Genomic DNA, 12,365 nt, shown 5'->3' with positions numbered 1-12,365 from the left:
ATCGTTCCCACGCTCTGCGTGGGAATGCAGCCCGGGACGCTCTGCGTCCCTTCTTAAACCGGAACGCGGAGCGTCCCTTGAGGCATTCCCACGCAGAGCGTGGGAACGATCACCGTGGCAGCGATCGGTCAGAGGTGGTCATTCTTGTCGACGTCCTTTTCAAACACCCGCACCACATGAGGCATCACGCTGAAGATCGCCAGCGCCAGAATGGTACTCAGCAGCGCTGTCGCCTCCTTGCCCAGCCCCACCGCCACGCCGATCGCCGCCGTCATCCACAACCCCGCCGCTGTGGTCAGGCCTTTGACGTGGGCCTCGTCGCCCTGCTGATTCTTCAGAATGGTCCCGGCCCCCAGAAAGCCGATCCCGGCGATCACGCCTTGCAACACCCGACTCATGGCATCGGATTCCGCGCCTGAGGTTTGCGGCACCAGCACAAACAACGCGGCGCCCAGCGCCACCAGCATGTGCGTACGCACGCCAGCGGCCTTGCCCTTGTGCTCGCGCTCGAAGCCAAGAATGCCGCCGAGCACCGCTGCCATCACCAGGCGTACGGTGATGCGGGTGATTTGCGATGCATCGGCGACGTCGGCAAATTCCGCTTGCAGGGTTTGCCACACCTCGTCCCACCAGTCGTCCATCGTTCAGTCTCTTGTTATGGCTTGATAAACGATGGACAACGGCGACCATTAATCGGTTGCGCAGAACCAACCGCAACGCTTGCGCCCTAATCCACAAGACCCTCATGGAAAAAGGACAGCGCTCATGCCCGTTCGAATCGAGAACCAGACGTGCTTCTTCACCACCGAAAACGGCGAGGAAATTCGCCTGTGCAGCGACCTGACGGTGGTCACCGACACCGACAAAGCCATGTCGGCCGTCGATATCGAAGGTCAGCGCATCTACCTGACCGAAGCTGAAGTCGATGCACTGACCGTCGCCGGCGCCAAAGACGGCCGCGAACACGTGAAAGCCGACACGGGTGATTCGGTGATTTGACTGACCGTGATCAACACCGCGCGCAAGCGCCTGCGATAGGCGCTTGCGCCTTTATCGGCGTGCTGCTTCAAGTTGACGCAGGCGCTGCGCCAAAGCTCATCTGATCCGCTTTTTATTCAAATACCTGAGTCTGTTCTGCAAACAGATCGACGCTCATAGTGCTCCGGCCTGATGGAGGCTGATGAGCGAACGACCATGAGCGAACGAATCCCCGTCCGAACCGTTGAAGCGTCCCCCACCCAAGCGCCTCATATAAAGAAGGTGCCCGCACGGCCGCTGAAGGCGACATTCAAGTCCAGCGACACCCAGATTCACACCCGCAGCTTCACCGGTCTGTTCCGCAACTTGCGCCTGAGTGGCGCGGGGTTTCTGTTTGCACTGTTCTTCGGCACCGTGTGGCTGAATTGGGGTGGTCGCCAGGCGGTGCTCTGGGATCTGGCTGAAAGCAAATTCCATATCTTTGGCGCAACCTTCTGGCCACAGGATTTCATTCTGCTGTCGGCGCTGCTGATCATTGCCGCGTTCGGCCTGTTCGCCATCACCGTGTTCGCCGGCCGCGTCTGGTGCGGCTATACCTGCCCGCAAAGTTCGTGGACGTGGATTTTCATGTGGTGCGAGAAAATCACCGAAGGCGAGCGCAACCAGCGGATCAAACTGCAAGCCGCGCCGTGGAACCTGAACAAACTGGCACGGCGCGCGGCCAAGCACACCTTGTGGCTGGCGATCAGCGTGCTCACCGGCCTGACCTTCGTCGGCTACTTCACCCCGATCCGGCCACTCGCGGAAGAGCTGCTGACCTTGCAGATCGGCGGTGTCAGTTTGTTCTGGGTGCTGTTCTTCACCGCAGCCACCTACATCAATGCCGGTTGGCTGCGCGAGGCGGTGTGCATGCACATGTGCCCCTATGCGCGGTTCCAGAGCGTGATGTTCGATAAGGACACCCTGACCATCGCCTACGACGCCGCCCGCGGCGAAAACCGTGGGCCGCGCAAACGCGAAATCAAACCGGTTGAAGCGGGGCTTGGCGATTGCATCGATTGTCAGCTGTGCGTGCAGGTCTGCCCGACCGGCATCGACATCCGCGACGGTTTGCAAATGGAATGCATCGGCTGCGCCGCGTGCATCGATGCCTGCGATTCGATCATGGACAAGATGAACTACCCGCGCGGGCTGATCCGCTATAGTTCCGAGCGCGAATTGCAGGGCGGCAAAACGCATCTGCTGCGGCCTCGTTTGATCGGCTACACGCTGGTGCTGCTGGTGATGATCGGCGCGCTGGCACTGGCGTTGGTAGAGCGGCCGATGGTCTCGCTGGACGTGACCAAGGACCGCGGGCTGTTTCGCGAAAATGCGTTGGGACAGGTCGAGAACATCTACAGCCTCAAGGTCATCAACAAGACTCAACAGCGACAGAACTACAACCTGCAACTGGTCGACGCGGATGGCTTCCAGTTGCAAGGCCAGACCGAACTGAGCCTGGCGCCCGGCGAGATTGTCGATGTGCCCGTGTCCGTGGCGATGACCAGCGAACGGCCGAGCAGCAGCTCGCAAACGTTGAGTTTCAAGATCGCCGACAGCGACGAGCCACAGGTTTACAGCGTGGCCAAGAGCAGGTTTGTCGCGCCGATGAATCGTTGAGCCGTTAGAATCGCGCCCCTCACCCCAGCCCTCTCCCGAGGGAGAGGGAGCCGACCGATGTGTATGACTTTCTGCATCAATCTGCAAAACCGAGTTGATTATGAATTCAACACAGCCAGCTCAGGTCAGCGTACTTCTCGAATTCAACACGGTCAGTTCCCTCTCCCCCCGGGAGAGGGCCAGGGTGAGGGGCCTTCCCCCTGACACACCACAAAAATCCAGAACACCAAGGCCCCCAATGAAACGCTACGAAAAATTCGCCGACGACATCGCTGAACTGATTCGCTCCGGCGTCCTCGGTCCCGGCCAGCGCGTGCCGTCGGTGCGTTACGCCAGCCAGACATACGGCGTCAGCCCGTCCACGGTATTCCAGGCCTACTACCTGCTCGAACGCCGCGGCCTGATCCGTGCGCGTCCGCGTTCCGGCTATTTCGTCAACACTCATGCACCGAGCCCGTTTTCCGAGCCGGTGATCAGCCATCAGGTCAATGAGTCCACCGAAGTCGACGTCAGCGAACTGGTGTTCTCGGTGCTCGATTCGATCAAGGACCCGAACACCGTACCCTTCGGCTCGGCCTTCCCCAGTCCGACCCTGTTCCCGCTGCAACGCCTGTCGCGCTCGCTCGCCAGCGCCGCGCGCGAGATGGACCCGCGCATGGTGGTCACCGACATGTCGCCGGGCAATCCGCAATTGCGTCGTCAGATCGCCCTGCGCTACATGGTCGGCGGGCTGATGCTGCCGATGGAAGAACTGCTGATCACCAACGGCGCGCTCGAAGCGCTGAACCTGTGCCTGCAAGCCGTGACGGAGCCCGGCGATCTGGTGGCCATCGAAGCCCCGGCGTTCTATGCCAGCCTGCAAGTGCTCGAGCGGCTCAAGCTCAAGGCCGTGGAAATTCCTGTGCATCCGCGTGACGGCATCGACCTCGGCGTGCTCGCGCAGACGCTGGAACGCCATCCGATCAAGGCCTGCTGGTGCATGACCAGTTTTCAGAACCCGATGGGCGCGACCATGCCCGAGGCGAAGAAACAGGAACTGGTCGAATTGCTGCGCGAGCACCAGGTCCCGCTGATCGAAGACGATGTCTACGCTGAACTCTATTACGGCCAGCACGCGCCGAAGCCGGCCAAGGCGTTCGACACCGAAGGGCTGGTCATGCACTGCGGCTCGTTCGCCAAAAGCCTCGCCCCCGGCTATCGCATCGGCTGGGTCGCCGCCGGGCGTTATGCGCAGAAAATCGAACGACTGAAACTGATGACCTCGCTGTGCGCGTCGATGCCGGCGCAAGCAGCGATTGCCGATTACCTGCAACACGGCGGCTACGACCGCCACTTGCGCAAATTGCGCTATGCGCTGGAAGAACAGCAAAGCGCCATGCTCGCGGCCATCGCTCGTTACTTCCCGGCGCAGACGCGCGTCAGCCAGCCGGCAGGCGGGTACTTTTTGTGGCTGGAATTGCCACCGCAGATGGATTCGCTGAAGTTGTTTCAGATGGCGCTGGCCCAAGGCATCAGCATAGCGCCGGGGCCGATTTTCTCACCGACCCAACGCTTTCGAAATTGCATTCGCCTGAACTATGGCAGCCCGTGGACCGAGGATTCGGAAAAGGCCATGGAGACGTTGGGGCGGATTGTGCGGTCGTTCTGACAGATTGATATCGCCTGGTTGATCGCCATCGCCAGCAGGCTGGCTCCCACAGTAGATTTGTGAATACAGAACCAATGTGGGAGCCAGCCTGCTGGCGATAGCGCCCGACCAGCCACCGCAGAACTAGCGCCCGCCCCCCAGATCCACAAACGTCCCCGTCGCATACGACGCCTTGTCCGACAACAACCAGACAATCGCCTCCGCCACTTCATCCGGGCGGCCACCACGGGCCATGGGGATGGCCGATTCCAGTTTGCTGACCCGCTCGGGGTCGCCGCTCAACGCGTGGAAATCGGTATAGATGTAACCCGGACGCACCGCATTGACCCGAATGCCTTCGCCCGCCACTTCCTTCGACAGGCCAATGGTGAAGGTATCGAGTGCGCCTTTGGAGGCGGCGTAATCGACGTACTCGTTGGGCGAACCGAGCCGTGCGGCGACGGAGGACACGTTGACGATGCTGCCACCCTGCCCGCCGTGCTTGGGCGACATGCGCAGGATCGCGTGTTTGGCGCAGAGGATCGGCGCCAGCACGTTGGTTTTCATGATTTTCAGAATACGGAATTCGGACATCTCATCGACCCGCGACTTTTGCCCGACGGTGCCGGCGTTGTTCACCAGAGCGGTGACCCGGCCCAGCTCGCTGTCGACGCGATGGAACAGCGCGATCACTTCGTCTTCGATACTGACGTCGGCGCGCACCGCAATGGCCTGGGCGCCCAAGGCACGGACTTGCTCGAGCACACTGTGCGCGGCTTGTTCATCCGACTGATAGTTGATGCAGATCCGATAGCCTTGCTCGGCCGCCAACAGCGCCGTAGCGGCGCCGATGCCACGCCCGCCGCCGGTGATCACGATGACTTTATCCATGCTGGCCTTTCCCCCAAATGCACACGTGACAGTCGGGGCCAAGAATAACCGTCATTGCCGGGTTTTGCATAAGGTCTGTGGCGCCCGGCCGGCCGCCATCGCCAGCAGGCTAGCTCCCACAGGGCTCGGCGTCATGAGCAGATCCAGTGTGGGAGCCAGCCTGCTGGCGATGGCAGGCGACGCGGTCAGTCAGGCCAGCGCCAATGCCTCACCGCGCACAATGTCCTGCATGAAACGCTCGGCCGGCATCGGGTGCCCGAGCAGATAGCCCTGCAAGGAATCACAGCCCAACTGGGTCAGAAACTTCTGCTGCACCCCGGTTTCAACCCCTTCAGCAACAATCCGCAGACCCAGCGCCTGCCCCAGCGCCACGATCGCCGAGACAATCGCCGCGTCGTCGCTGTCGTGTTCCAGATCGCGGACAAAACCCCGATCGATCTTCAGCTCGTTGGCCGGCAGGCGCTTGAGGTACATCAGGCTGGAATATCCGGTGCCGAAGTCATCGATCGACAGGTCGACGCCCATGTCCGACAACTCCTGCAACACCGTCATGCTCGCATCGGCATCGCTCATCGCCGTGGTCTCAGTGATTTCCAGGGTCAGGCTGTTCGCGGGCAAGTGATGCGTGGCCAACGCTTTGGCGACGCTGCGCACCAGCCCGGTGTGGCAGAACTGCAGGGCCGAGAGGTTCACGGCAATCCGCCAGTCGGTGTAACCGAGCACAAACCACTCGCGCATCTGCCGGCAGGCCTCGTTGAGCACCCACTCACCGATCGGAATGATCAGGCCGCTTTTCTCCGCCAGTTCGATGAACTTGTCCGGCATCAACAGGCCGTGCACCGGGTGCTGCCAGCGCAGCAACGCCTCGGCCCCGACCGCCCGACCATTGCCGGCGTCGAACTTGGGCTGGTAATGCAGGCTGAACTGACTGTGCTCCAGCGCCGCGCGCAGGTCCTGCAGCAACTGCAACTGCTTGCGCGCGTTGTTGTTCATCGAGGCGTCGAAAAAGCTGTAGCCGTTTTTTCCGCCACCCTTGGCGTGGTACATCGCCGCGTCCGCGTTCATCAGCAGTTCCTGGGCGTTCTGGCCGTTGCCCGGGTACAGGGCGATGCCGACGCTGGCGGAAATCTGCAGATCATGACCCGCGACGCGGAACGCTTGGGCGACCAAACCCACCTGGCGCGCAGCCAGGCCGAGCGCATCATTGGGTTCACTCAAACGCACCAGCAGGACGAACTCGTCACCGCCGATCCGCGCCAGCGTGTCCTGGCCGCGCAGATCCTCGCGCAGACGCACACCGACCTCGCGCAGCAACTCGTCGCCCATGTGGTGGCCGAACGCATCGTTGACCGGCTTGAAACCGTCCAGATCGATAAACATCAGCGCGAAACAGCCGCCGTGTTCATGGACTTTTTTCATCGCCTGATTGATGCGGTCGTCGAGCAGCATGCGATTCGGCAGACCGGTCAGGGTGTCGTGCAGCGCTAATTGGGTGAGTTCGCGGTTGGCCACGGTCAGCGAATGCGCGAGGTCGGCAGTACGTGCTTCGAGGCGGGCGTCGAGGATCGAGGTGAGCAAGGCAATCGATAGCACCGCCAGCGTGGTGATCAGGACCAGACCGTCGAGGCCGTTGCCTTTCAAGCCGTTGAGCGTGGCGCCGCAGAAACTGCCGGCCGGAAATTGCGCAGCGGCCATGCCGGTGTAATGCATGCCGACGATGGCAACCCCCATGATCACCGCTGCACCGGCGCGAATCAGCCGCACATGAGGCGAATGCTGGCGCAGACGGAAAGCGATCCACAGCGCTGCGGCCGAAGCGCCGACGGCGATCAGCAACGAGGCGCCAAACAGCGCCGGATCGTAATCGATGCCTGGTGTCATGCGCATCGCCGCCATGCCGGTGTAATGCATGGCACTGATGCCGGCGCCCATGATCAGCGCGCCGAAGCCCAGTTGCAGGATCGGCAGCTTCGGCTGGCTGACCAGCCACAGGGCAAAGCCGCAGGACAGCACGGCAATCAGCAGCGACAGCGCGGTGAGGACAATGTCGTAGCCCAGATCGATCGGCAGTTTGAAGGCGAGCATGCCGATGAAGTGCATCGACCAGACGCCGACGCCCATGGCGAACGCGCCGCCGGCCGTCCAGAAATGCACGGCCCGGCCTTTGGCAGTGGCGATGCGGCCGGTGAGGTCGAGTGCGGTGTAGGAAGCGAGAATCGCCACGCACAACGAAATGAAAACCAGAGTGGAGGAGTAACTACCGATGAGCATGGGGATTCTCGTGGCCACCCAACGCACAATCGCGTCCATTCTCGGTCGGGTAAATGCGGCGATTGTACTGATTGCGCAGAAGAACGCACTGACAAAGTTATCAAATGGCCATCAAGCCGATGAAGCGGTGTCCGATCGTCCTACAATCGGCTCTTCGGAGATTTCTGAAGCACGCGGGGTTAAATTGTGGGAGCGAGCCTGCTCGCGATTAGGCCATTCGCCTCGATATAAGCCGTGGCCGTGCGGACGCTTTCGCGAGCAGGCTCGCTCCCACAAGTGTTCGGCCAGTTATTGCGTGTCGCTGACTTCCAGCTGGCCATCCCAGCCACCGCCCAGTGCGGCAATCAATTGCACGCTGGCGATCAAACGGCTTTGCAGAATATTCAGCACACTGCGCTCGTTGCTCAGTGCCGTGGCTTGCACCACGACCACGTCGATATAGGCAATCAACCCGGCCTTGTACTGGTTTTCGGTCAGGCGCAAGGAATCGCGCGCCGCGTCGAGCGCTTCCTGGCGCACCGCGGCTTCTTCTTCATACACCTTGAGCTGCACCAAATAGTTTTCCACTTCGCGGAAACCATCGAGAACGGTCTGCCGGTATTGGGCCACGGTCTGGTCGTATACCGCTTCGGTGCGGTCGACTTCCGCCGAGCGCTGGCCGCCGTCGAACAACGGCAACGCCAGTTTCGGTCCCACCGACCAGAAACGGTTCGGCAGGCTGATCAGGTTCTGCGAAGTACTGCTGCTATAGCCGCCACTCAAACTCAGGGTCAGGTCCGGGTAGTACGCGGCTTTCGCCACGCCGATATTGGCGTTGGCGGCAATCACCGAACGCTCCGCCGAAGCAATGTCCGGACGCCGTTCCAGCAATTGCGACGGCAGACTCACCGGCACTTGCGGCAGTTTCGGGATGGTCTGCACTTCAGCAATGCTGAAGTCCGCCGGCGCTTGCCCGGTGAGCACGGCGATGGCGTTCTCGAATTGCGCACGCTGCCAGATCAGGTCGACCAGATCGGCCTGGGTGCTTTTCAGCTGGGTCTGCGCCTGTGCGACCGCATCACGTCCGGAAACCCCGGCGCGGTACTGGTTCTGGGTCATCTGCAACGATCGCTGATAAGCCGCAACGGTCGCTTCGAGCAAACGTTTCTGCTGATCGATGACCCGCAATTGCAGGTAATTCTGCACCAGTTCCGACTGCTGGCTCAGACGCATCGCCGCCAGATCGGCAAAACTGGCCTGGGCGCTGGCCTCGTCGGCTTCGAGGCCGCGGCGCAGTTTGCCCCAGACGTCAGCTTCCCAACTAACGCCCAGCTCAGCATTGTAAGTATCGCGAATGCCACTGGAAGAACTGCTCAGGCTCGAACTGCTGCTGCCGGTGCCCTGGCTGGAGCGAGTCTTGCCCAGGCTCAGATCGACGCTGGGGTAAAACGCCCCGCGCGCGCTGCGCACCAAGGCCTGGGCCTGGCGATACTGGGCTTCTGACTGGGCGACGGTCTGGTTGGAGCTGTTGAGTTTCTCGATCAGCCCGTTGAGCTGCTGATCGCCATACAACTCCCACCAGGCGCCCCGGGCCAGCGCATCGCTCGGGTTAGCCTGGGTCCAGCCTTCGGCTTCCTTGTACTGAGCGATTTCAGCCGTCTGCGGGCGTTGATAATCCGGGCCGACAGCGCAGGCACTGAGCAGCGCCACGCACAGCGACAGGCTCAGCAAGCGCGAACCCCGTGCGGTGGCGAAATTGAAAAGCGGACGGTCAGTCATAGCGGAGTTTCCAGAGCGGCGTCAGTACGCACGCCACGCCATTTGTTGAAACGATGGCGCAGCTTGTCGAGATAGAGGTAAACCACCGGGGTGGTGTAAAGCGTGAGGATCTGGCTGAAGACCAGCCCGCCGATGATGGTCAGGCCCAGCGGCTGGCGCATTTCCGCACCTTCGGCACGGCCGAGCAGCAGCGGCAAGGCGCCGAGAATCGCCGCCAGCGTGGTCATCAGAATCGGCCGCAGCCGTTGCAGGCAGGCGCTGCGGATCGACTCAAGCGGCGACAGGCCCTGATGGCGTTCAAGTTGCAAGGCCAGGTCGATCATCAGAATGGCGTTTTTCTTCACCACGCCGATCAGCAGGAACAGGCCAAGCAAGGAGATCAGGCTGAACTCGCTACCCAACACATAGATCGACAGCAACGCGCCGACACCCGCTGACGGCAGTGTGGAAAGAATCGTCAGCGGATGAATGTAACTTTCATACAACACGCCGAGCACCAGATACACCGCCAGCAGTGCGCCGAGAATCATGAATGGCTGGCTTTTTTGCGTCGCGGCAAAGGCGTCGGCGGTACCAGCCATTTTCGCGATCACGTCCTCCGGCAGACCGACTTTGGCGATCGCCCGCTCGATGGCCGCACTACCCTGCTCCACCGTCACGCCTTCGGCCATATCGAACGCGATGCTCTCGGAGGCGAACTGGCCTTCGTGGCTGACGCGATCGTCTTCGAGGCTGTTTTCGTAATGGGCGAAGGTCGATAGCGGCACGCGCGCGCCATCGGCGGTAATCACCTGGACCTGCTTGAGCGTCACCGGGTCCTGGGCGTATTTCGGATTGACCTCCATCACCACCTGATACTGGTTGAGGCTGTCGTAGATCGTTGATATCTGCCGCTGGCTGTAGGCGTTGTTGAGCACCGCGGTGACCATGTCCATGTCGACGCCGAGGCGTTTGGCCTGATCACGGTCGACGATCAGCGTGACTTGCTGCGCGCCCGCGCCTTCTCGGGCATCGATCGCGGTCAGTTCGGGCAACGCGCGCAACGCGGTGACTACTTTCGGGTACCACTTGCGCAGCTCGCCCAGATCACCGCTTTGCAGGATGTAGCTGTATTGCGAAGTGGTCTGCTCGCGGCCGCCGCCGAATTGCAGGTCCTGGTCGGCCATCAGCATCAGTTGTGCGCCAGGGACCTTGGGCATTTCCTTGCGCAGGCGTTCGATGACCTTCTGTGCGTTGAGCTGGCGGTCCTTGATCGGCTTCAGGCGCACCAGCATGAAGGCGTTGTTGGTGCCGTTGCTGCCACCGATGAAGCCGGCGACGCTCTCTACCGCAGCGTCCTTGAGCACGGCGCGGCGGAAGATCTCCATTTTTGGCTGCATCACGCTGAACGACAGGCCGTCGTCGCCGCGCACGAAACCGATCAACTGACCGGTGTCCTGTTGAGGCATGAAGGTCTTCGGCACCACCACGTACAAGGCGACGTTGACCGCGACGGTGATCAACAGGCTGAGCAGGGTTAAACGGCGGTGGCGCAGCACCCAGTCGAGACTGCTGGCGTACTTGTCGACCATCCAGTCGTTGGTCCGCTGGCTCCAGCGTTGCAGACGGTTTTCCTGCCCCGGCGTGTGCGGCTTGAGCCAGCGTGCGCAGAGCATCGGCGTCAAGGTCAGGGAGACCACCAGCGAGACGATGATCGCCGCCGCGAGGGTGATGGAAAACTCGCGGAACAGGCTTTCGACAATCCCGCCCATGAACAGAATCGACAGGAACACGGCCACCAGCGAGACGTTCATCGACAGCAAGGTGAAACCGACTTCCTTGGCCCCGAGGTAAGCGGCCTGCATCGGTTTGACGCCTTCGTCGATGTGCCGGGAAATGTTCTCCAGCACCACGATGGCGTCGTCCACTACCAGACCGGTGGCGAGAATCAGCGCCATCAGCGACAGGTTGTTCAGAGAGAATCCATACAGGTACATCACCGCAAAGGTGCCGACCAGCGACACCGGTACCGCCAGGGACGGAATCAGCGACGCGCGGAAATTCCCGAGAAACAGGAACACCACCACAATCACCAGGGCCACGGCGATCAACAGGGTCATTTCCGCTTCGTGCAGAGTCGCCTTGATCACCGGCGAGCGGTCCATCGCCAGGTTCAGCTTGACGCTGGCCGGCAATACCGCTTGCAAGGCCGGCAGCTGCGCCTTGATCTCGTTGACGGTCTCGATGATGTTGGCGCCGGCCTGCCGGTTGATCACCAACAGCACCGCCGCGTCATCGTTGAAGAAACCGCTGTTGTAACGGTCTTCGACGCCATCACTGACCTTGGCCACGTCCTTGAGGCGCAGCGCAGCGCCGTCGGCGTAGTGGATGATCAGCGACTCGTAGTCCTTGGCCTTCTCCAACTGGTCATTGGCCTGGATCTGCCACAGGCGCTGACCGTCCTCGACCGAACCTTTGGGCCGGCGCACGTTGGCTTCGGCGATGGTTTTGCGCACATCGTCGAGCGCCACGCCGTACTGGTTCAGCGCCTGCGGCTCAAGTTCGATGCGCACCGCCGGCAGCGAACTGCCGCCGATCTGCACTTCGCCGACGCCCTGCACCTGCGACAGGCTCTGCGAGAGGATGGTCGAGGCGAGGTCGTAGAGCTGACCTTTTTCCAGCACGTCCGATGTCAGCGACAGGACCATGATCGGCGCCTGCGACGGGTTGACCTTTTTATAGGTCGGCATGCTGCGCATCCCGCTTGGCAGCAGATTGCGCGACGCGTTGATCGCCGCCTGCACTTCCCGCGCAGCGCCATTGATGTCGCGGTCGAGGTCAAACTGCAGAATGACCCGGGTCGAGCCCTGACTGGAGCGACTGCTCATGGTATTGACGCCAGCAATCGCACCGAACGAACGCTCCAGCGGCGTCGCCACCGTCGACGCCATCACTTCCGGGCTGGCACCGGGCAGGCTCGCCTGCACGACAATCACCGGGAAATCCATCTGCGGCAGCGGCGATACCGGCAGCAGACCGAAACTGACGCCACCGAGCAGCATGATGGCCAACGAAAGCAGCATGGTTGCCACGGGGCGCTTGATGAACGGACCGGAGAGATTCATAGGTGGCAACCATCAGCTGCAAGCTGCAAGCCACAAGCCACAAGCTTGCAGTGAACCCGCTTCTCTCTTGCAGCTTG

Annotated in this window: 8 protein-coding genes; 3 read left to right on the top strand and 5 right to left on the bottom strand. The window is 61.5% G+C overall.

The window, feature by feature from the left end:
- Positions 1-128 precede the first annotated feature (128 nt).
- Positions 129-641 (bottom strand): MgtC/SapB family protein, encoded by a 513-nt coding sequence (locus BLU24_RS14255; RefSeq protein WP_090283745.1) that lies wholly within the window; start codon positions 639-641, stop codon positions 129-131.
- 124 nt (positions 642-765) lie between these two features.
- Between BLU24_RS14255 and BLU24_RS14250 the strand changes: the two genes are divergently transcribed.
- From BLU24_RS14250 to mapR, 3 genes are all read left to right on the top strand, one after another.
- Entirely contained in the window at positions 766-999 is a 234-nt protein-coding gene (locus BLU24_RS14250; protein ID WP_093101300.1) for a DUF3203 family protein, read from the top strand.
- 195 nt (positions 1,000-1,194) lie between these two features.
- Positions 1,195-2,637 carry a cytochrome c oxidase accessory protein CcoG gene (gene ccoG, locus BLU24_RS14245; protein WP_093101298.1) on the top strand — a complete coding sequence of 481 codons (1,443 nt, stop codon included), beginning with the start codon at positions 1,195-1,197 and terminating at the stop codon, positions 2,635-2,637.
- A gap of 238 nt (positions 2,638-2,875) precedes the next feature.
- Complete coding sequence (gene mapR, locus BLU24_RS14240; RefSeq protein ID WP_093101296.1) at positions 2,876-4,285, top strand: GntR family transcriptional regulator MpaR; 1,410 nt, start codon at positions 2,876-2,878, stop codon at positions 4,283-4,285.
- A gap of 123 nt (positions 4,286-4,408) precedes the next feature.
- Here mapR and BLU24_RS14235 read toward each other — a convergent pair whose 3' ends face one another.
- The 4 genes from BLU24_RS14235 to BLU24_RS14220 form a co-directional block, all read right to left on the bottom strand.
- Positions 4,409-5,155 carry an SDR family oxidoreductase gene (locus BLU24_RS14235; protein ID WP_090283753.1) on the bottom strand — a complete coding sequence of 249 codons (747 nt, stop codon included), beginning with the start codon at positions 5,153-5,155 and terminating at the stop codon, positions 4,409-4,411.
- A gap of 189 nt (positions 5,156-5,344) precedes the next feature.
- Positions 5,345-7,426, bottom strand: coding sequence for a putative bifunctional diguanylate cyclase/phosphodiesterase (locus BLU24_RS14230; protein ID WP_090283755.1), 2,082 nt, complete (start codon positions 7,424-7,426; stop codon positions 5,345-5,347).
- Positions 7,427-7,714: 288 nt separating this feature from the next.
- Positions 7,715-9,184, bottom strand: coding sequence for an efflux transporter outer membrane subunit (locus BLU24_RS14225; protein ID WP_093101294.1), 1,470 nt, complete (start codon positions 9,182-9,184; stop codon positions 7,715-7,717).
- Entirely contained in the window at positions 9,181-12,288 is a 3,108-nt protein-coding gene (locus tag BLU24_RS14220; protein ID WP_090283759.1) for an efflux RND transporter permease subunit, read from the bottom strand. The genes BLU24_RS14225 and BLU24_RS14220 overlap by 4 nt, the downstream gene beginning before the upstream one ends.
- Positions 12,289-12,365 lie beyond the last annotated feature (77 nt).

The sequence above is a fragment of the Pseudomonas sp. Z003-0.4C(8344-21) genome (assembly GCF_900104975.1).
Classification (GTDB): Bacteria; Pseudomonadota; Gammaproteobacteria; order Pseudomonadales; family Pseudomonadaceae; genus Aquipseudomonas; species Aquipseudomonas granadensis.
Note: the sequence above shows the minus strand (reverse complement) of the source record. Positions and strands in the feature narration are given on the sequence as shown.